The following is a 20047-nucleotide window of genomic DNA, read 5'->3' as shown; positions in this document are numbered from 1 at the left end:
AGCCGCCCTTCGGGCGTCCGGCTTATAGTGCACGTCGCGCGCCAGTCCAGCCAAACCGCAGGATCACAGTTTGTCCAACGTCACGCCGCCCACGCCCTTGCGCGCCGCTCATATTGCGCCGGGAGCGCCCCTGCACGGCACCTTGAAAGGCGCGTTGGCGACGCTTGTCCTGCTGTTGCTCGCCCTGTTGTTCTGGCAACTGCTGGACCAATTGCAGCAAAACCAGAAAAACCAACAGCAATACACCATCGACTACAGCGCCGACCTGGCCGAGCAGATCAGCCAGAACATGGCCCTGAGCGCACAGATCGCCCTGAACCTGTTGCCGATTGTCGAGCCGCCGCGCAATGCCGAACAGCAGCAGGCCCTGATGCGCACGCTGCAGCGCTCATTACCGGACCTGCGCAGCTTCGCCCTGCTCGCCCCCAGCGGCGCACTGATCAGCGACACTGCCGAAGGCAGCCAAGACAGTGCCCTGCTCGAAGACCTGGTCAAGCGCAGTCACGCCCAGTCCTACTACCTGAGCAATGATAATGACGGCACGGTCATCTATCTGTTGCTGCACCAACCCAGCGGTGGCTCCAAGGTGTACTGGGCCTTGCGCCTGGCGCCCAATTATCTGGCCAACCTCACACGCCAGGATGTCCAGGGCCAGCGCCCGATGTGGGCAATCGAGAACAGCCTGAACCATCGTGTGGTCAGCCGTGACAGCGGCATGCCGGCGCAGTGGTCCGGCGCCCTGACACCGGATGAATTGAACCGCAGCGTGCTGGTCACGCCGTTGAGCAAAAGCGATTGGCAACTGCGCGGCATGTTTGACCGCAGCGCGGTGTTGGAACAACTACTGCCCGCCTTTATCGGCAAGTGCCTGCTGGGCCTGGCGTTCTCGCTGATCCCGGTGATCGTGCTGCTCAACATGCGCCGCCGCCAACGCCAGGTGAACGAAGGCCGGCGACGCTACCAGGACATCTTCGAAGGCACCGGCGTCGCGTTGTGCGTGTTGGACCTGTCGGGGCTCAAGGCGTTTTGCAACAAGACCCAGGTGCAAAGCCGTGAGCAGTTGCACGCCTGGTTGCAGGCCAACCCCACGGAGCGCAAGCAACTGCTCAAGGAGTTGCGCGTCACCGAGGTCAACCAGATGGCCGTGCGCCTGCTCAACGTCGCGTCCTGCGAGCAGGCGTGGGAACGCCTGATCGATGACTGCCCGCGCAATGCCACGTCCATCGGCTATCAGGTGCTGGAAGCCGTACTGACCCGGCAAAAACAGCTGGAGCTGGAAATCCAGCTCAACGACGTGGCCGGCAACGAACAGTACCTGTGGCTGGTGATGCGTTTGCCCGAGCAGCAGGATGACGTCAAGGCCGTGATTCTCAGCATCAGCGACATCACCAGCCGCAAGCTGATCGAGTTGTCGCTGGTGGAGCGTGAAAGCTTCTGGTCGGATGTGGTGCGCACCGTGCCCGACCACCTGTATGTGCAAGACGTGATCAGCCAGCGCATGATTTTCAGCAACCATCATTTGGGTCACACCCTGGGCTACAACAAAGCCGAGTTGCAGCAAATGGGTGAGTACTTCTGGGAAATCCTGCTGCACCCCGAAGACGCCGAGCACTACCATGACGCGCGCCAACAACAACGCCAGGTCGGCTATACGACCCAATTGCACTGCCAACTGCGCTTTCGTCACCGCAATAACCAGTGGCGCCGCTTCGATATCCGCGAACAGGCCCTGGCCCGCGATACGTCTACGGTGGTCACCCGGATCATCGGCGTGGCCAAGGACATTACCGACCAGATCGAGGCCAGTGAATCGCTGCGCGACAGTGAACAGCGCTACCGGATGCTGGCCGAAAGCATCAGCGACGTGATCTGCTCCACCGACAGCCAACTGGCCCTCAACTACATCAGCCCCTCGGTCAACACCGTCCTGGGCTATGACGTGGACTGGGTGTTCAAGAACGGCTGGCAGTCGATCGTTGCCAACCCTCAGCAGTTGACCGGCATCTATAGCCTGATGGAACAGGTCAGCCGCGCCCTCGGCAACCCCGACGCCTTGAACACCTTGCGCGATGAACTGCAGACCCAACTGTTTCTGTTCGACTGCCTGCGCGCCGACGGGCGCAAGGTGCCGATAGAACTGCGCCTGGTGCTGGTGTGGGATGAACATGGCGCGTTTGAAGGCATCCTCGGCGTGGGCCGCGATATCAGCCAGCAACGCCGCGCCGAAAAAGACCTGCGCATGGCGGCCACGGTATTCGAGCATTCCACCTCGGCGATCCTGATCACCGACCCGGCCGGTTATATCGTGCAAGCCAACGAGGCGTTCAGCCGGGTCAGCGGCTATGCGGTGAGCGATGTGCTCGACCAGTTGCCCAATATGCTCACCGTCGATGAGCAGCAGGAAGCCCATCTACGTTATGTGCTCAAGCAATTGCACCAGCACAGCACCTGGGAAGGCGAGGTGTGGCTCAAGCGTCTCAATGGCGAGCATTACCCGGCCTGGGTGGGCATTACCGCGGTGTTCGACGACGAAGGCGACCTGGCCAGTTACGTGTGTTTCTTCAGCGATATCAGCGAGCGCAAGGCCAGTGAGCAGCGCATCCACCGCCTGGCCTACTACGACGCCCTGACCCACCTGCCCAACCGCACCCTGTTCCAGGACCGCCTGCACACCGCGTTGCAGTCCGCCGAACGGCAGAAGTCGTGGGTGGTGCTGATGTTCCTCGACCTTGACCGCTTCAAGCCGATCAACGACTCCCTCGGCCACGCGGCCGGCGACCGCATGCTCAAGGAAATGGCCACGCGCCTGCTCGGCTGCGTGGCCGAGGACGACACCGTGGCGCGCATGGGCGGCGACGAATTCACCTTGCTCCTGCAACCACGGGTCAGCCGCGACATGGCGCTGAACCGCGCCATTCATGTGGCCGAGCAGATTCTCGCCAGCCTGGTCAAACCTTTTGTGCTGGAGGGCCGCGAATTCTTCGTGACCGCCAGCATCGGCATCGCCCTGAGCCCGCAAGACGGCAACGAGCTGAGCCAATTGATGAAAAACGCCGACACGGCGATGTATCACGCTAAAGAGCGCGGCAAGAACAACTTCCAGTTCTACCAGGCCGACATGAACGCCAGCGCCCTGGAGCGCCTGGAACTGGAAAGCGACCTGCGCCACGCCTTGGACCAGAACGAATTCGTGCTCTATTACCAGCCGCAATTCAGCGGCGACGGCAAACGCCTGACCGGCGCCGAAGCCCTGCTGCGCTGGCGCCACCCGCGCCGTGGCCTGGTACCGCCCGGGGACTTTATCCCGGTGCTGGAAGAGCTCGGGCTGGTGGTGGATGTGGGCGACTGGGTGATCGGCGAAGCCTGTCGCCAGCTCAAGACCTGGCACCAGAACAAGGTGCGAGTCCCTAAAGTCTCGGTAAACATCTCGGCGCGGCAGTTCTCCGACGGCCAACTGGGCACGCGTATCGCCACCATTCTCAAGGACACCGGCCTGCCGCCGGCGTGCCTGGAGCTGGAACTGACCGAAAGTATCCTGATGCGTGAAGTCAACGAAGCCCTGCAGATCCTCGCCAGCCTGAAAAACCTGGGCTTGAGCATCGCGGTGGATGACTTTGGCACCGGCTATTCGTCGCTCAACTACCTCAAGCAATTCCCCATCGATGTGCTGAAGATCGACCGCACCTTCGTCGACGGCCTGCCCTCGGGTGAGCAGGACGCACAGATTGCCCGGGCGATCATTGCCATGGCCCACAGCCTGAACCTGGCGGTGATTGCCGAAGGGGTGGAAACCCATGAGCAGTTGGACTTCCTGCGTGAGCATGGCTGTGATGAGGTGCAGGGTTACCTGTTCGGGCGGCCAATGCCGGCGAATCGGTTTGAGGTGCAGTTCAGTAATGATGCGCTGTTCATGTTTGACTGAAAGTGCCGTGGTGAGGCTGAGGGCCTCATCGCAGGCAAGCCAGCTCCCACATTTGACTGTGTGAACCCGATCAAGTGTGGGAGCTGGCTTGCCTGCGATGGGGCCAGTACCGACACCGCCCATCCCCAGATGAGCCCCACTTGTCCGCGACATGATGTCCTTTCATATGCCATCTAAAACCCATTGGGTTAGAATGCCCTCCTTTTCTGCCCCCGATCCTTGAGGACCGCCATGTTCAGCCGTGATTTGACTATTGCCAAGTACGACGCCGATCTCTTCGCCGCCATGGAGCAAGAAGCCGTGCGCCAGGAAGAGCACATTGAGCTGATCGCTTCGGAAAACTACACCAGCCCTGCGGTGATGGAGGCTCAAGGTTCGGTTCTGACCAACAAGTACGCCGAAGGCTACCCAGGCAAGCGCTACTACGGTGGTTGCGAGTACGTCGACGTGGTTGAGCAATTGGCCATCGACCGTGCAAAAGAGCTGTTCGGCGCCGATTACGCCAACGTCCAACCACACGCCGGTTCCCAAGCCAACAGCGCCGTGTACCTGGCCCTGCTGCAAGGCGGCGACACCATCCTGGGCATGAGCCTGGCCCACGGCGGTCACCTGACCCACGGCGCCACGGTTTCGTCCTCCGGCAAGCTGTACAACGCCGTTCAGTACGGTATCGATGCCAACGGCCTGATCGACTACGACGAAGTCGAGCGTCTGGCGGTTGAGCACAAGCCAAAAATGATCGTGGCCGGTTTCTCTGCCTACTCGCAGATCCTGGACTTCCCACGCTTCCGTGAAATCGCCGACAAGGTCGGTGCCTACCTGTTCGTCGACATGGCCCACGTGGCCGGTCTGGTGGCTGCGGGCGTTTACCCCAACCCAGTGCCTTACGCTGACGTGGTCACCACCACGACCCACAAGACCCTGCGAGGTCCACGTGGCGGCCTGATCCTGGCGCGTGCCAACGCCGAGATCGAGAAGAAGCTCAACTCCGCCGTTTTCCCGGGCGCCCAAGGCGGCCCGCTGGAGCACGTGATCGCGGCCAAGGCGATCTGCTTCAAGGAAGCACTGCAGCCTGAGTTCAAGACCTACCAGCAACAAGTGGTCAAGAACGCCAAGACCATGGCCAGCGTGTTCATCGAGCGCGGCTTTGACGTGGTGTCCGGCGGTACTGAAAACCATCTGTTCCTGCTGTCGCTGATCAAGCAGGACATTTCCGGTAAAGATGCTGATGCTGCCCTGGGCAAAGCCTTCATCACCGTGAACAAGAACTCCGTGCCGAACGACCCACGTTCGCCGTTCGTCACCTCCGGCCTGCGCTTCGGCACCCCGGCAGTGACCACCCGTGGCTTCAAGGAAGCCGAGTGCAAGGAACTGGCGGGCTGGATCTGCGACATCCTGGCCGACCTGAACAACGAAGCCGTGATCGACGCGGTACGTGAGAAGGTCAAGGCCATCTGCAAGAAGCTGCCGGTATACGGCGCTTGATGGCAGTTGCGTGAATAAGAAGCCCGGCTCATGAGCCGGGCTTTTTTATGCCGATTTCAATTTGAAACAGGGTCAAGTGTGGGAGCTGGCTTGCCTGCGATGGCGGTTGTGCAGTCAGCCCATCAGTGATTGACCCACCGCTATCGCAGGCAAGCCAGCTCCCACATTGGCGTGCATTTCAAGCCGAGTTCATTGGTAGACCCGCTCAAAGCCTTGGCGAATCTTGTCTTCGGGCAGCTCATCGGCAATAAACACGATCACACTCTCCCGCGCCTCGCCCTCGGCCCATTCGGTATCCCAGTCGAAGCCATACAGCTTCAGCACGCCCTGGAACACCATGCGTCGATCCTCCCCGGCAATGTTCAACACGCCTTTGTAACGCAGCAGTTGCTTGCCATGGTCTTCCAGCAGCTCGTTCATGAACTCGCTGAGACGGTCGATATCCAGCGGCTGGTCGGTGCGTAGCACCAGGCTGGAAATACGGTCCACCGAAGGCGCTGCACTCACCGGGCGCAGGCTCATGCCGGCATTGAGGTTGAAGCCGCGTACGTCCAGCAGCTCGGCCAAATCAATCTTGCCGTGGTCCACTACGCGAATCGGCGCACGGCGGTTGATGCGGGTGAGGCGCTGGCTGAGGGCGTCGAAGCTGGCGTCGTCTACCAAGTCGCGTTTGCTCACCAGCAAGCGGTCGGCAAAGCCGATCTGGGCCTGGGCGATGGTCTGGGTCAGGTGATGCTCGGCGTGGGCCGCATCCACCAAGGTGATGATGCCGTCGAGGATATAACGCTCGCGCAGTTCTTCGTCGATGAAGAACGTCTGGGCCACCGGCGCCGGGTCGGCCAGGCCGGTGCATTCGATCACCAGCCGGTCGAAGGCGATCTCGCCGCTGTCCAGGCGTTCCAGCAGCAGGTACAGGGCTTTGGTCAGGTCGGTGTGGATGGTGCAGCACACGCAGCCGTTGGACAGGGTCATCACTTGCACCGGCTCGTCGCCCAGCAGTTGGGTGTCGATACCGGCGTCACTGAATTCGTTTTCGATCACGGCGATTTTCAAGCCGTGCTCGGCTTTGAGCAGGTGGCGCAGCAAGGTGGTCTTGCCGGCGCCGAGAAAGCCACTGAGGATGGTGACGGGGATGGGAGAGGACAAGAGATTCTCCTTGAAGAAAAACAGAAACAAATGTGGGAGCAAAGGCCCCTGTGGGAGCTGGCTTGCCTGCGATGCAGACAACTCGGTGCTTGCGTCAGACCGAGGTGATGCTATCGCAGGCAAGCCAGCTCCCACAGAAAGCCCTGCTCCCACAGGGATATTGCATTGGCCCGCGTTACCGGGTCAGCAGCACTTGGGCCCACCCTTGCCGCCGTAACGGGCTTCCTGGCGTTCCCGGAAGAACGCCTTGTAGTCCATCACCGGCTTGTCCGGGTGTTTGGTTTGCATATGCTCGACGTAGGTGTCGTAGTCGGGCATGCCGACCATCAGGCGGGCGGCCTGACCGAGGTATTTACCGAGGCGACTGATGTCATTGAACATGCTTGCAATCCTCGTTTACGCGTCCGGTACAGCCTGGAACGGGGCTTCTTTATCCGTACGTTCTTTGTTACCCCAGGCAGCGACGCCGACTTTGAGCGCATAGAACAGGATGCTGAACACCACGAACAGGAACAGCGCCGTCAGCGTTGCGTTGGTGTAAGCGTTCCAGATCACGTGCTGCATCTGGTCGATGCTCTTGGCCGGGGCGAGGATCTGGCCGTTAGCCAGGGCATCGCTGTATTTCTTGGCCAGCGACAGGAAGCCGATCGCCGGGTTGGCGTCGAACAGCTTGATGAAGCCTGCCGTGGTGGTGCAGATCAGCAGCCAGACAGCCGGCAACATGGTCACCCAGATGTAGCGCTGACGCTTCATTTTGATCAGCACAACGGTCGCCAGCATCAGCGCGATACCGGCCAGCATCTGGTTGGAGATACCGAACAGCGGCCACAAGGTATTGATGCCACCCAGCGGGTCGATCACGCCTTGGTACAGCAAGTAGCCCCACATGGCCACGCAACCGGCCGTGGCAATCAGGTTGGCGGTCCAGGACTCGGTGCGTTTGAGCGCAGGCACGAACGAACCCAGCAGGTCCTGCAGCATGAAGCGGCCGGCACGGGTACCGGCGTCCACCGCCGTGAGGATGAACAGCGCTTCGAACAAGATCGCAAAGTGGTACCAGAACGCCATGGTGTTTTCACCCGGCAGCACGCTGTGCAGGATCTGCGCGATACCTACCGCCAGAGTCGGCGCGCCGCCGGCACGTGCCAGGATGGTGGTTTCACCGATATCGTGGGCAACGGCCGACAGCGCCTCAGGCGTAATGGCAAAGCCCCAACTGCTGACGGTTTGCGCCACGGTGACCACGTCGGTGCCGACAATGGCAGCCGGGCTGTTCATGGCGAAGTACACGCCGGGCTCAATCACCGAGGCGGCAACCATCGCCATGATGGCCACGAACGACTCCATCAGCATGCCGCCGTAACCGATGTAACGGGCATGGCTCTCACTGGCGAGCAACTTGGGCGTGGTGCCCGAGGAGATCAGCGCATGGAAACCCGAGACCGCGCCACAGGCAATGGTGATGAACAGGAACGGGAACAGGCCGCCCTTCCACACCGGGCCGGTGCCGTCGATGAACTGGGTGAGAGCCGGCATTTTCAGATCAGGCATGGTGATCAGGATGCCAATCGCCAGGGCGATGATGGTGCCGATTTTCAGGAACGTCGACAGGTAGTCGCGGGGCGCCAGAATCAGCCACACCGGCAGCACAGCGGCCACGAAACCGTAGCCGATCAGCATCCAGGTGATCTGGATACCGGTGAAGGTGAACGCCTTGGCCCACACCGGATCAGCGGCAATCTGCCCGCCCAGCCAGATCGAACCGAGCAGCAACAGCACGCCGATGATCGAGATTTCACCGATGCGGCCCGGGCGGATGTAGCGCATGTAGATGCCCATGAACATCGCGATCGGGATGGTCGCCATCACCGTGAAGATGCCCCATGGGCTCTCGGCCAGGGCTTTGACCACGATCAGCGCCAGCACCGCGAGGATGATGATCATGATCAGGAAGCAGCCGAACAGCGCGATGGTCCCGGGAATACGGCCCATCTCTTCGCGCACCATATCCCCCAGGGAACGGCCGTTGCGACGGGTGGACAGGAACAGGACCATGAAGTCTTGCACCGCACCGGCCAGCACCACCCCGGCAATCAGCCACAGGGTACCGGGCAGATAGCCCATTTGCGCCGCCAGCACCGGGCCGACCAACGGGCCTGCACCGGCAATCGCCGCAAAGTGGTGACCGAAAAGAATGTGTTTGTTGGTCGGCACATAGTCCAGACCATCGTTGTTGACCACCGCAGGGGTTGCCCGCCGGGGATCGAGTTGCATCACGTTGTTGGCGATGAACAGACTGTAGTAACGGTACGCAACCAGGTAGATGGCCACCGCAGCGACCACAATCCACAAGGCGTTGATCGCCTCGCCGCGGCGCAAGGCCACTACGCCCAGGGCGCACGCTCCTACAATTGCCAGCACCAGCCAGGGTAAGTGGCGTAGCAGGCTATTATTATTTTTCATTTTTATATTCCAGCCAGGGTGGACAGAAAGGACAGCCAGCCCGAGTTTAGCGCTACTGGCCTTAAAGACCAGCCCCCTACGTTGGTCTAGAGCCTTCAACCGTTAAAAAAAGCCGAAATAAACGCCCCTTGATGGCCCCGGGCTACACTCCTCCCATTCACAGAGGGCTATACCATGACCGAACATGCGTCTGAACGTCGCCGTTTTCGCCGAATCGCCTTTGATGCCACGGCCGAACTTCGGCAAAACGGCAGCGAATGGCCGGTGAAACTGGTGGATCTGTCACTCAAGGGATTGCTGGTGGAACGGCCTGACGACTGGAAGGGGAATAAAGCGCTGCCCTTTGACGTCGACATACGCCTGGAACAGAAGACGCATATAAAGATGCAAGCGCGGCTGACCCATGAAGATCAGGGCCAATTGGGCTTTGTGTGCAAGCACATTGATCTGGACTCGATCAGCCATTTGCGTAGGTTCGTTGAGTTGAACCTGGGTGATGAGCAAGAACTGGAGCGCGAGTTGGGCGCCCTGCTGGAGCTCTAGCCGCCAACATGAATCAAGGGTGGGAGCTGGCTTGCCTGCGATGGCGGTGTATCAGACAAGGATGGGTAAGCTGACCCGCCGCTATCGCAGGCAAGCCAGCTCCCACAGGTGTTCAGCAGTGTTGCGGATTATTCGAACAGGGCATCCAACGCCTGCTCCAGCCGCGTCACAGCAATAATCTGCAACCCCGGCGGCGCCTCCTTCGGCGCATTGCCCTTGGGCACAATCGCCCGTTTGAAGCCATGCTTGGCCGCTTCCTTCAACCGCTCCTGCCCACTCGGCACCGGGCGCACTTCGCCCGACAACCCCACCTCCCCAAACACCAGCAAGTCATGGGGCAACGGCCGATTACGCAGGCTGGACATCACCGCCGCCATCAACGCCAGGTCGGACGCGGTCTCCAACACCTTGACCCCGCCCACCACGTTGAGGAACACATCCTGGTCGTGGGTCGGAATGCCGCCATGCCGGTGCAGCACCGCCAGCAGCATCGCCAGGCGGTTCTGGTCCAGGCCCAGTGTGACCCGCCGTGGGTTGGCCAAATGGCTGTCATCCACCAGCGCCTGGACTTCCACCAGCATCGGCCGGGTGCCTTCCCAGGTGGCCATCACCACACTGCCTGGGACTTCTTCCTGAGCGCGGGTGAGAAAAATCGCCGAGGGGTTCGAGACTTCTTTCAGCCCCCGGTCGGTCATGGCGAACACCCCCAGTTCGTTGACGGCGCCAAAACGGTTCTTCACCGCTCGCAGCAAGCGCAGGCGACCGTCGGATTCCCCTTCGAAATACAACACGGTGTCGACCATGTGTTCCAACACCCGTGGCCCGGCCAGTGCGCCTTCCTTGGTCACGTGGCCGACCAGGAAGATCGCCGTGCCGCTCTGCTTGGCGTAACGCACCAACAGCGCCGCGCTTTCGCGCACCTGGGACACACCGCCGGGTGCCGATTGCAGTTGTTCAGTGAAAATCGTCTGGATCGAGTCGATAACCATGACCTTGGGCTTTTCGATGCGCGCCGTGGCGATGATGCTTTCGATGCAGGTTTCGGTCATGACCCGCAGTTGGTCCTGGGGCAAGCCCAGGCGCCGGGCGCGCATGGCCACTTGCTGCTGGGACTCTTCGCCGGTGACATACAGCGCAGGCATGCGGCTGGCGATGCTGCACAGGGTTTGCAACAGGATCGTGGACTTGCCGATGCCCGGGTCACCGCCAATCAATACCACCGAGCCGTCCACCAGGCCACCGCCCAGCACCCGGTCCAATTCGCCGGAGGCGGTGGAAAAGCGCGGGATTTCTTCGACGCTGACTTCGGCCAGGGTCTTGATCTGCGCCTGTTGCCCGGTCCAGCCGGCACGGCCGGTGGGGGCCGCGGCACCGCCGCTCTCGATCATGGTTTCAGTCAGGGTGTTCCACGCGCCGCATTCGGAGCACTGGCCCGCCCATTTGGGAAAGGTCGCGCCGCACTCTGTGCAGCCGTACATGCGCTTGGCCTTTGCCATATGAGAACCTCCAACCGAAAAACCGCGATGATAGCTCAGCGCGACGCTGGGGTCCGGATTTCGCCATTAGCCAAACGTGAAGCGCTGTTACCGACGGGGTCTTCGGCGTTCAGGTCGGCGCCTTTGGCTTGCAGCGCGCCCAGCAACTCGACGCGCTTGAACAACCCGGCGTACATGGCGGCGGTCTGCCCTGCGCCGTTGCGTTGGTCGGGGTTGCAGTCGGTGGCCAACAGGCGCTGGGCGATTTTCAGCTCACCTTTGAAGATGACGCCCATCAACGCTGTGTTACCGCGTTTATCCTGCACGCAGGCGTCGGCGCCGGCATCGAGCAGACGCTCCACATACGGGCCCTGGCCGTGATAAGCAGCCAGGATCAATGCGGTGTAGCCCTTGTCATCCTGGGCATTGAGGCCGTAGCCGGACTCTATGAAGGTGTTGAGCATGTCGAGGTCGCCACGACGGGCGGCGTCGAAATAGTAGTCCTGCAACTGTGCCTTGAGCGCCACCGGGTCGGGGGACTCGGCATGGGCAGCGAAGGCCAGCATGGCCATCAGTAAACCGATAGTGATGCGCATAGGGTGTTCTCCTGCCAAAGGTCGACGCCCGTGAAGGCGCCGACCATAACCAACGAATCAGTCAGTCAGTTTTTCCGCCAGCGCCTTTACGCGAGCCAGGTCGCCCTTGGCGACCTTGGCCACGCCAGTGCCGTACTCGGGATCGGCCTTGTAGAGGAACGACAGGATGATGTGCTTGCTCTCGTCATCGGTGGTGGCCAATGAGCCGCCGAAGTTGTTGATCAGGTCTTCGCGCTCTTTCTTGGTGTAGGAACGGTACAGGTCACCCGCCTGCTTGAAGTTCTGCTCACGCTGGATCTTGGCCTGCTGGGTGCTGCCCGACAGCGGCGCCTGGCTGTAGCGTGCGGCTTGAGGCTCTTCGCGCGGCAACAGGCGGCTTGGCTGGTAATTCACACCGGTGGTGGTCTTGCCAAAGTTCATCGCGCCATCCTGGTTGCCGTTGTTGACGGTGACCCGTGGAGCGTTGATCGGCAACTGCAGGGCGTTCGCGCCCAGGCGGTACATCTGCGTATCGGCGTAGGAGAACACCCGCCCTTGCAGCAAACGGTCTTCCGACGGCTCGATACCCGGTACCAGGTTGGCCGGGGCCATCGCGACTTGCTCGGTTTCCTGGAACACATTGGCCGGGTTGCGGTTCAGCACCATTTGCCCGACTTTGCGCTCGGGCACATTCGGCCAGATCTTGGTGGCATCCAGTGGGTCGAAATCAAACTTGGCCAGGTCTTCAGGCTTGAGCACCTGCACATACAGGTCCCACTTAGGGAAGTCGCCTTTGTTGATGTGCGTGACCAGATCATTGGTCATATGGCTGTAGTCACGCCCTTGTACTTCGGTAACTTGCTTGGGATCAAGGTTCTTGATGCCCTGCAGGCTCTTCCAATGAAACTTGACGTAGTGCACTTCACCTTTAGTGTTAATCAACTTGTAGGCATGTACGCCATTGCCGTCCATTTCGCGGTAACTGGCTGGGGTGCCGGAGTCCGAGTACAACTCGGTCAGTGTACGAGTGGACTCTGGAACATGGGAGAAGAAGTCGAAACGGCGCGAGTCATCGTCCAGGTTAGTGCGCGGGTCCGGTTTAAAGGCATGGACCATGTCCGGGAACTTGATGGCATCGCGAATAAAGAACGTTGGGAAGTTATTACCGACCAGGTCCCAGTTACCTTCGGCGGTATAGAACTTGGTGGCGAAGCCCCGTGGGTCCCGCAGGGTTTCCGGGGAGTGGTTGCCATGCACCACCGCCGAGAAGCGCACGAACACCGGCGTGGTTTCACCGGCGGCGAACACTTTGGCCTTGGTCAGGTCGCTGAGGTTGTCGGTCACGGTGAAGGTGCCATGGGCGCCCGTGCCGCGTGCGTGCACCACGCGCTCCGGGATGCGTTCTCGGTCGAAGCGCTGCAGCTTCTGGATCAGTTGCACATCCTGCAGCAACACCGGGCCATTGGCGCCGGCGGTCTGGGAGTTCTGGTTATCACCGACGTTGGCCCCGTTATCGCGGGTCAGGTTGGCGGCTTGCACAGAGAGGGAAAGCAGGCTGGCGGTCACCAGTGCCAGCGCGTGGCGCGCCGACACGGGCCTGCGGCTGATTGGAGTATTCATCGAGGTTTCCTCTGGTTTTTTTAATGCACATTCAGTTGTGCTTGCCAGAGGCTAGTGACCTGCGAGTCAGAAGATAAATAGAAAAACCCCACAGACCCGATTAAGAAAAAAATCTGGTAACTCGCTGAAATAGCGGCTAATTCGCGCGCGATTGATGGCACTTTGCAAACTATTTGCGATTTGATGTGTCGATAAAAACCGACAGTGTTAACAGTTGTGTCGAGCAAGCGCTGTTCGACTGAATTACACTGACCTCCACCCTCCTCAACTGTAACAAGGAATAACCTATGGGCGTGATCAGTGAGTTCAAGGCCTTCGCGGTCAAAGGTAATGTGGTCGACATGGCCGTCGGTATCATCATCGGTGCTGCCTTCGGCAAGATTGTTTCCTCATTTGTAGGCGACGTGATAATGCCTCCCATCGGCCTGCTGATCGGTGGCGTGGACTTTGCCGATCTGGCCGTCACGCTCAAGGCAGCACAAGGTGATGTACCCGCTGTTGTCCTGGCCTACGGCAAGTTCATCCAGAGCATCATCGACTTTATAATCGTCGCGTTTGCAATCTTCATGGGCGTGAAGGCGATCAACCGTCTGAAGCGCGAAGAAGCCGTGGCCCCAAGCCTGCCGCCGACGCCGAGCAAGGAAGAAGTGCTGCTGGGCGAGATCCGCGATCTGCTCAAGGCACAGAACAACAAGCCGCTTTAGCCGGCGGATGCAAAAAAGGCGCCTCGCAAGGCGCCTTTTTTCTACCAATAATTTTCTACCGCCACCTGGCCAGGCCGTCGGCTCAGGCTCAGTTGCATGTCCCGCTGCTTGAGCAACTGGCGCGTGTCATCGACCATCTGCGGGTTGCCGCAAATCAGTACGCGCGAATCCTGCGCCGTCAGCTCCACGCCGGCGGCCCGCTCCAATTCGCCATTTTCGATCAAGGCCGTAATACGCCCATTCAACGCGCCCGGATGCTGCTCGCGGGTGACGATAGGAATGTAGGTGAGCTTGTGGGCGTACTCGGCCAGGTACTCGCGCTCACCCAGTGTGTCGATCAGCGACTGGTAGGCCAGTTCCTTGGCTTCCCGGGCGCTGTACACCAGGATGATGCGCTCGAATTTTTCCCAGACTTCGAAGTCCTGCAGGATCGACAGGAACGGCGCGACGCCCGTACCGGTTCCCAGCAACCACAGGTCGCGCCCGTCGACAAAGCGGTTGAGGGTCAGAAAACCCGTAGCCTGGCGCTCTACCAGCAAGGTATCGCCCACCTTCAGACGGCTCAGTTCACTGGTGAACTCACCACAGGGGACCACGATGGAAAAGAAATCCAGATGCTCGTCAAACGGCGAAGACACGATGGAATAGGCACGCCAGACGGTGCTGCCATCCGCCTTGGTAACGCCCAGGCGCACGAACTGGCCGGCGGTAAAACGAAAACCGGCATCGCGGGTGGTGCGCAGGGTGAACAGGCTGGGGGTCAGCGATTGCACATCGAGCAGGGTCTGGCGGGTAAATTTCTCAGCACTGGCCGTCATGGGGGGCTCCGTTTTGCACAGGCCTTTAGTGTCCCTCAAAACAGCCCGCGCAAACACCGATGATTGGTACTGGCTTTGCAATCGCTCAAAGCATACTCAGCTGGGCTGCACGTTTTTTGCCCATCACGGGGTCAACCATGCACTCCACTCCGGAACTAACTATTTGGCTATTAACGTGCCCCGAATACCTCACCAGAAGCAACGGCACTTACAGCGACATCATTTTGATACCACCTTCAAAACATTGAAAAAAAAGCCCCTGCCAAGCGCTCCTATACAAAACTTCGAGTCTTGTACAAAACCGGCGAACTAAACGAGCCCTGTAGATAAAATTTTTTTTAAACTCAGTTGTAGGACTTACCCTACACTTCTTTTCGAGTTGCATTGGGAGATCAGGACGTACCCAGGTTACACAGACACCTATGGAGAGTCACCGATGGTCAATTGGCATAATACCCGGCTACCCAAGCTGGACGGCGAGAGTGAAATCACCAGTGTGTTTGAGATGGTGATAAACCACACCTATGAACTAGGCTTCGAATATTGCTCCTTTACCATGAGCACCCAATCACAATGCCCCCCTACAAAACCAATTTTATTCAATAACTATCCAAATGAATGGCTCAGTATTTATAAAAAAGCACACTTCTTCGATGTAGACCCCGTTGTAACCCACTGTAAAACTTCGGTACTGCCCATTCTCTGGGAGCAAAAAACCTTTGCTGACGCCCCCCAGCTGTGGGAGTTGGCCCAGGCATGCGGAGTGCATTTCGGCTGGACCCAACCTGTGCATGATTTCCAGGGGGTGTTCAGAATGCTGACCTTGGTTCGCAGCAAGGGCAAGGTCACCCCTGCAGAGCTCTACGAAAAAACCGCCCAGGTGTTGTGGCTTTGCCATGTGATGCATGCGGTGGTCGCGCGCAAGTACGCCAACGCACCCGAGATCAAAGCGCCCAGCAAATTGACTGCCCGGGAAACAGAAATACTCAAGTGGTCCGCGATGGGCAAGACCGCCTCCGAGATTGCCGCGATTCTTTGCCTGTCCGAGCGCACCGTGGGCTTTCATATCAGCAGTACCTTCAAGAAGCTGGGCGTGCATAACAAGATCCAGGCGGTGCTGCGTGCCGCTAAAGCCGGGCTGTTTTAGCCCACGCAAAACACAGCATGTCATCGCGTTGAAAAAAACGTAATATTTACGGCCAATTCTGAGTGTTGAGGGTGCGCTTCGCGTGGCCCCCGCCGTTCACTCAGACGGTCCGTCTGATTACCCAGAGCCTTGCCCCGCCATGCCCCTGCTTGACAGCCCTTTCGCCCAGCTCGACCTGATTCGTCAGCCAGAGCAACACAATGATCCGCTGCAAGCCTTCGATGCCGCCGACGAATACCTGCTCAACCACCTCGCCGCGCAACAGCCCACTGCCGCCACCCGCGTGCTGGTCCTCAATGACAGCTTCGGCGCCCTGGCGGCCAGCCTTCAGGGCCAGGTACAGGTAACCTCCAGCGGCGATTCGTTCCTCGCCGCCCAGGGCCTGGAAAAAAACCTGGTGCGCAACGGCAAGCCCTTCGATGCCGTGCCCTTCATACCGGCTAGCCAGCTCGCGACCGGGCCGTTCGATCGCGTGTTGATCCGCGTGCCGAAAACCCTGGCGTTGCTGGAAGAACAACTGATCCGCCTGCAAGGGCAACTGGCGCCCGGCGCCGAGGTGATCGCAGGTGCGATGGTCAAGCATTTGCCCCGGGCCGCAGGTGAATTGCTGGAGCGTTACATCGGGCCCATGCACGCCTCATTGGCGGTCAAAAAGGCACGGTTGCTGATCGCCAGCGTCGAGCAGCGCCCTGCCGCGGTCTCGCCCTACCCGACCCGCTATACCCTGGATGCGCCGGTCATCGAGTTGTGTAACCACGCCAACGTGTTTTGCCGCGAAGGCCTGGACATCGGCACCCGTGCCTTCCTGCCGCATCTGCCAAAAAGCCTGGGCAGCGCCCGCGTGGCGGACCTGGGCTGCGGCAACGGCGTACTGGCGATTGCCAGCGCCCTGCAAAACCCCGACGCGCACTACACCTTGGTGGATGAGTCGTATATGGCAGTGCAATCGGCCGCCGAAAACTGGCAAGCCGCCTTGGGTGAACGGGACGTCAGCGTACGTGCCGACGATGGCCTGGCCGGCCAGGAGGCGCAATCGCTGGACGTGGTGCTGTGCAACCCGCCGTTCCACCAACAACAAGTGGTCGGTGACTTCCTCGCCTGGCGTATGTTCCAGCAGGCACGCGAAGCACTGGTGGTCGGTGGCGCCTTGTACATCGTCGGGAATCGTCACCTGGGCTACCACAGCAAGCTGGCGCGGCTGTTCCGTGGTGTCGAGCAAGTAGCGGCCACGCCCAAGTTCGTGATCCTCAAGGCGCGTAAATAAAAAAGCCCTGCTTTTCGATCAAGAAAAGCAGGGCTTTTTCGTAGGAGTATCAGTGCGTGCTCAGGCCTGCCGCATTCATGAACATGCGCATCAGGCTGGCCACCACAAACAGGGCCAGCACGCTGCCGGTCCAGATCATCGCCAGCCACCCCAGGCGCCGCCACAATGGCTGCTTCTCGGCCTGTTCAATTTCGTGCAACGAAGGTTTGGACATGTTTCAACCCTCCTAGTGATAGCCGTCTTCGTGGGTGACCTTGCCGCGGAACACGTAGTAGCTCCAGAAGGTGTAGCCCAGGATGAACGGGATGATGAACAACGTGCCCACCAGCATGAAGCCCTGGCTTTGCGGCGGCGCGGCGGCATCCCAGATCGACACGGACGGCGGGATGATGTTCGGCCACAGGCTGATCCCCAGGCCACTGTAGCCGAGGAAAATCAGCACCAGCGTCAACAGGAACGGCGTGTAGTGCGCATTACGTGCCACGGCGCGGATCAGCCCGTACATGGTAACCAGCACCAGGATCGGCACCGGCAGGAACCAGAACAGGTTCGGCAAGGTGAACCAGCGCGACGCGATTTCCGGGTGGGTCAGCGGCGTCCAGATGCTGACGATGCCGATCACCGCCAACACCACGAAGGCCAATGGCCGCGCCAGGTTGTGCATCTGCTCCTGCAACTTGCCTTCGGTCTTCATGATCAGCCAGGTGCAGCCGAGCAAGGCATACGCCACGATCAGCGCCACGCCGCAGAACATCGTGAAGGGTGTGAGCCAGTCCAGTGAGCCGCCGGCGAACTGGCGATCCACCACCGGAATACCGTCGATAAAGGCGCCCAACGCCACCCCCTGGAAGAAAGTCGCCGCCAGCGAGCCGCCAATAAACGCCTTGTCCCACAGGTGACGCTTGTGGTCCTTGGCCTTGAAGCGGAACTCAAAGGCCACGCCGCGGAAGATCAGCCCGATCAGCATCAAGATCAGCGGCAGGTACAGCGCCGACAGCACCACCGAATAGGCCAGCGGGAACGCGCCGAACAACGCCGCGCCGCCGAGTACCAGCCAGGTTTCGTTGCCGTCCCATACGGGCGCCACGGTGTTCATCATCACGTCACGGTCGACTTTGCCCGGGATAAACGGAAAAAGAATGCCGATCCCCAGGTCGAAGCCGTCCATGACCACGTACATCATGATGCCGAAGATGATGATCACGGCCCAGATCAGCGGAAGATCAATACCCATCTCAATTCCCCTTGTGCTGGATGTGGTCGTGGTCGTTATCACTGCCATCGTCGGCAGCAGACAACGGACGCGCCGGGGTGCGTTTCTGGCCAGGGCCACCGTGGGCTGGCTCGGTGCTGTCGTGGGTCACGGGGCCTTTGCGTACCAGGCGCATCATGTAGCCCAGGCCCGCACCGAACAGCGCGAAGTACACCACCACGAACAACACCAGGGTAATGGTCATCTGCGTCAGGCTATGCCCGGAGGAGGCATCCGCCGTGCGCATCAACCCGTAGACCACCCAGGGCTGGCGACCGATTTCGGTGGTGAACCAGCCGGCAAGAATCGCAATCAGGCCAGACGGGCCCATCCACAACGCCAGGTACAGGAACGGTTTGGACGTGTACATCTTGTCGCCCCGGCGCAGCCACAGGCTGAACAGACCGGTGAAGATCATCAGGAACCCCAGGCCGACCATGACCCGGAACGACCAGAACACAACGGTGGAGTTGGGGCGGTCTTCAGGCGGGAACTCCTTGAGCGCCGGCACCTGCTTGTCCAGGGAGTGAGTCAGGATCAGGCTGCCCAGGTACGGAATCTCGACCGCGTATTTGGTTTTCTCGGCTTTCATGTCCGGCCAGCCGAACAGGATCAGCGGCGTGGGCTCGTTGCCGATATTTTCCCAGTGGCCTTCAATCGCGGCGATCTTGGCCGGCTGATGCTTGAGGGTATTGAGGCCGTGGAAGTCGCCGATCACCGCCTGGATGGGCGCAACGATCAAGGCCATCCACATCGCCATCGAGAGCATTTTGCGGATCGCCGGGTTGTCCTTGCCGCGCAGTAGATGCCAGGCCGCCGACGAGCCGACGAAGAAGGCCGTGGCCACGAACGCCGCTGTGGCCATGTGCATCAGGCGGTAGGGGAACGAGGGGTTGAAGATCACCGCCAACCAGTCGGTCGGTATCACGCGGCCATCGATGATTTCAAAGCCCTGGGGCGTCTGCATCCAGCTGTTGGAGGCGAGAATCCAGAACGTGGAGATCAACGTACCCACGGCCACCATCACGGTGGCGAAGAAGTGCAGCTTGCGCCCCACCTTGTTCCAGCCAAACAACATCACCCCCAGGAAACCGGCCTCGAGGAAGAAGGCCGTGAGCACTTCGTACGTCAGCAACGGCCCGGTGACGGCACCGGCGAAGTCTGAGAAGCGGCTCCAGTTGGTGCCGAACTGGTAGGCCATGACCAGGCCCGATACCACACCCATGCCGAAGTTGACGGCAAAGATCTTCGACCAGAAATGATAGAGGTCACGGTAGGTGTCGTTGTGGGTCTTGAGCCACAAGCCCTCCAGCACCGCAAGGTAACTGGCCAGGCCGATGGTGATCGCCGGGAACAGGATGTGGAATGAGATGGTGAACGCGAATTGAATTCGGGCGAGATCTAGCGCCTCCAAACCGAACATAAGTCTTCCTCTGTCAGGTAATACCGGCTGCTGGCTGGGAGCCTGCACCCACTGCCCCCACGGATATGGAGTGTGGCGAATTTCAATTCGTTTCTTTTTTTACCCATCGCGTGGGGAATCTGGCCTTTCAGCCGCCAGAACAATCCCGGGGCAGGTTTTGATCTGGATCAAGCATCGTTGAAAGAGTAGTCCCATTTTTGCCGTAGGACT

The 20047-nt window shown here is 60.0% G+C and carries 16 protein-coding genes; 6 read left to right on the top strand and 10 right to left on the bottom strand.

Annotated elements, in window-relative coordinates; genetic code table 11:
- The first annotated feature begins 70 nt into the window (after nucleotides 1-70).
- Together AC4PS6_RS24360 and glyA are read left to right on the top strand one after the other, a co-directional pair.
- Complete coding sequence (locus AC4PS6_RS24360) at nucleotides 71-3922, top strand: sensor domain-containing protein (RefSeq protein ID WP_014720012.1); 3852 nt, start codon at nucleotides 71-73, stop codon at nucleotides 3920-3922.
- Between the two features lie 231 nt (nucleotides 3923-4153).
- Nucleotides 4154-5407, top strand: a complete 1254-nt coding sequence (glyA, locus tag AC4PS6_RS24355) for a serine hydroxymethyltransferase (RefSeq protein ID WP_003194304.1) — start codon at nucleotides 4154-4156, stop codon at nucleotides 5405-5407.
- 189 nt (nucleotides 5408-5596) lie between these two features.
- Here the strand turns inward: glyA and yjiA are convergent, their stop codons facing one another.
- From yjiA to AC4PS6_RS24340, 3 genes are all read right to left on the bottom strand, one after another.
- Nucleotides 5597-6553, bottom strand: a complete 957-nt coding sequence (gene yjiA, locus AC4PS6_RS24350) for a GTPase (RefSeq protein ID WP_014720013.1) — start codon at nucleotides 6551-6553, stop codon at nucleotides 5597-5599.
- Between the two features lie 183 nt (nucleotides 6554-6736).
- A complete protein-coding gene (locus AC4PS6_RS24345) occupies nucleotides 6737-6934 on the bottom strand; it encodes a YbdD/YjiX family protein (RefSeq protein WP_003194308.1) in 198 nt (65 codons plus the stop codon).
- A 15-nt stretch (nucleotides 6935-6949) separates the two neighbouring features.
- A complete protein-coding gene (locus AC4PS6_RS24340; RefSeq protein ID WP_014720014.1) occupies nucleotides 6950-9016 on the bottom strand; it encodes a carbon starvation CstA family protein in 2067 nt (688 codons plus the stop codon).
- A 174-nt stretch (nucleotides 9017-9190) separates the two neighbouring features.
- Here AC4PS6_RS24340 and AC4PS6_RS24335 point away from each other — a divergent pair, with 174 nt between their 5' ends.
- A complete protein-coding gene (locus tag AC4PS6_RS24335; RefSeq protein WP_020301754.1) occupies nucleotides 9191-9559 on the top strand; it encodes a PilZ domain-containing protein in 369 nt (122 codons plus the stop codon).
- Nucleotides 9560-9687: 128 nt separating this feature from the next.
- Here the strand turns inward: AC4PS6_RS24335 and radA are convergent, their stop codons facing one another.
- From radA to katB, 3 genes are read right to left on the bottom strand one after another with little or no spacing between them, the layout of a single operon-like run.
- A complete protein-coding gene (gene radA / locus AC4PS6_RS24330) occupies nucleotides 9688-11055 on the bottom strand; it encodes a DNA repair protein RadA (RefSeq protein WP_003194313.1) in 1368 nt (455 codons plus the stop codon).
- Nucleotides 11056-11090: 35 nt separating this feature from the next.
- Nucleotides 11091-11630 (bottom strand): ankyrin repeat domain-containing protein, encoded by a 540-nt coding sequence (locus AC4PS6_RS24325; protein ID WP_336827040.1) that lies wholly within the window; start codon nucleotides 11628-11630, stop codon nucleotides 11091-11093.
- A gap of 57 nt (nucleotides 11631-11687) precedes the next feature.
- The gene (gene katB, locus AC4PS6_RS24320) at nucleotides 11688-13229 is read right to left on the bottom strand and encodes a catalase KatB (protein WP_020301753.1); all 1542 of its coding nucleotides are present in this window, start codon (nucleotides 13227-13229) and stop codon (nucleotides 11688-11690) included.
- A 287-nt stretch (nucleotides 13230-13516) separates the two neighbouring features.
- On the opposite strand from katB, the gene mscL reads away from it, so the two are divergent.
- Nucleotides 13517-13933 (top strand): large-conductance mechanosensitive channel protein MscL, encoded by a 417-nt coding sequence (mscL, locus tag AC4PS6_RS24315; RefSeq protein ID WP_014720019.1) that lies wholly within the window; start codon nucleotides 13517-13519, stop codon nucleotides 13931-13933.
- Nucleotides 13934-13974: 41 nt separating this feature from the next.
- On the opposite strand, the gene AC4PS6_RS24310 is transcribed toward mscL, so the two are convergent.
- Nucleotides 13975-14751 carry a ferredoxin--NADP reductase gene (locus tag AC4PS6_RS24310; protein WP_336827041.1) on the bottom strand — a complete coding sequence of 259 codons (777 nt, stop codon included), beginning with the start codon at nucleotides 14749-14751 and terminating at the stop codon, nucleotides 13975-13977.
- Between the two features lie 436 nt (nucleotides 14752-15187).
- Here AC4PS6_RS24310 and AC4PS6_RS24305 point away from each other — a divergent pair, with 436 nt between their 5' ends.
- Nucleotides 15188-15898 (top strand): helix-turn-helix transcriptional regulator, encoded by a 711-nt coding sequence (locus tag AC4PS6_RS24305; RefSeq protein WP_336827042.1) that lies wholly within the window; start codon nucleotides 15188-15190, stop codon nucleotides 15896-15898.
- A 139-nt stretch (nucleotides 15899-16037) separates the two neighbouring features.
- The gene (locus AC4PS6_RS24300; protein ID WP_073452117.1) at nucleotides 16038-17162 is read left to right on the top strand and encodes a methyltransferase; all 1125 of its coding nucleotides are present in this window, start codon (nucleotides 16038-16040) and stop codon (nucleotides 17160-17162) included.
- A 49-nt stretch (nucleotides 17163-17211) separates the two neighbouring features.
- Here the strand turns inward: AC4PS6_RS24300 and AC4PS6_RS24295 are convergent, their stop codons facing one another.
- The 3 genes from AC4PS6_RS24295 to AC4PS6_RS24285 are packed head-to-tail and all read right to left on the bottom strand — an operon-like array spanning nucleotide 17212 to nucleotide 19837.
- Nucleotides 17212-17376, bottom strand: coding sequence for a DUF2474 domain-containing protein (locus AC4PS6_RS24295; RefSeq protein ID WP_003194328.1), 165 nt, complete (start codon nucleotides 17374-17376; stop codon nucleotides 17212-17214).
- A gap of 12 nt (nucleotides 17377-17388) precedes the next feature.
- On the bottom strand, nucleotides 17389-18396 hold the full coding sequence (cydB, locus tag AC4PS6_RS24290) for a cytochrome d ubiquinol oxidase subunit II (RefSeq protein ID WP_014720024.1): 1008 nt from the start codon (nucleotides 18394-18396) through the stop codon (nucleotides 17389-17391).
- Nucleotide 18397: 1 nt separating this feature from the next.
- Complete coding sequence (locus AC4PS6_RS24285) at nucleotides 18398-19837, bottom strand: cytochrome ubiquinol oxidase subunit I (protein WP_014720025.1); 1440 nt, start codon at nucleotides 19835-19837, stop codon at nucleotides 18398-18400.
- Nucleotides 19838-20047: the final 210 nt, after the last annotated feature.

It is taken from the genome of Pseudomonas sp. DW-iso17, assembly GCF_058725345.1.
Note: the sequence above shows the minus strand (reverse complement) of the source record. Positions and strands in the feature narration are given on the sequence as shown.

Bases quoted from the DNA above. Each gene is read 5' to 3' on its own strand.
- glyA (WP_003194304.1), top strand. From the start codon at position 4,154: ATGTTCAGCCGTGATTTGACTATTGCCAAGTACGACGCCGATCTCTTC.
- AC4PS6_RS24345 (WP_003194308.1), bottom strand. From the start codon at position 6,934: ATGTTCAATGACATCAGTCGCCTCGGTAAATACCTCGGTCAGGCCGCC.
- AC4PS6_RS24340 (WP_014720014.1), bottom strand. From the start codon at position 9,016: ATGAAAAATAATAATAGCCTGCTACGCCACTTACCCTGGCTGGTGCTG.
- AC4PS6_RS24335 (WP_020301754.1), top strand. From the start codon at position 9,191: ATGACCGAACATGCGTCTGAACGTCGCCGTTTTCGCCGAATCGCCTTT.
- radA (WP_003194313.1), bottom strand. From the start codon at position 11,055: ATGGCAAAGGCCAAGCGCATGTACGGCTGCACAGAGTGCGGCGCGACC.
- AC4PS6_RS24325 (WP_336827040.1), bottom strand. From the start codon at position 11,630: ATGCGCATCACTATCGGTTTACTGATGGCCATGCTGGCCTTCGCTGCC.
- katB (WP_020301753.1), bottom strand. From the start codon at position 13,229: ATGAATACTCCAATCAGCCGCAGGCCCGTGTCGGCGCGCCACGCGCTG.
- mscL (WP_014720019.1), top strand. From the start codon at position 13,517: ATGGGCGTGATCAGTGAGTTCAAGGCCTTCGCGGTCAAAGGTAATGTG.
- AC4PS6_RS24310 (WP_336827041.1), bottom strand. From the start codon at position 14,751: ATGACGGCCAGTGCTGAGAAATTTACCCGCCAGACCCTGCTCGATGTG.
- AC4PS6_RS24305 (WP_336827042.1), top strand. From the start codon at position 15,188: ATGGTCAATTGGCATAATACCCGGCTACCCAAGCTGGACGGCGAGAGT.
- AC4PS6_RS24300 (WP_073452117.1), top strand. From the start codon at position 16,038: ATGCCCCTGCTTGACAGCCCTTTCGCCCAGCTCGACCTGATTCGTCAG.
- AC4PS6_RS24295 (WP_003194328.1), bottom strand. From the start codon at position 17,376: ATGTCCAAACCTTCGTTGCACGAAATTGAACAGGCCGAGAAGCAGCCA.
- cydB (WP_014720024.1), bottom strand. From the start codon at position 18,396: ATGGGTATTGATCTTCCGCTGATCTGGGCCGTGATCATCATCTTCGGC.
- AC4PS6_RS24285 (WP_014720025.1), bottom strand. From the start codon at position 19,837: ATGTTCGGTTTGGAGGCGCTAGATCTCGCCCGAATTCAATTCGCGTTC.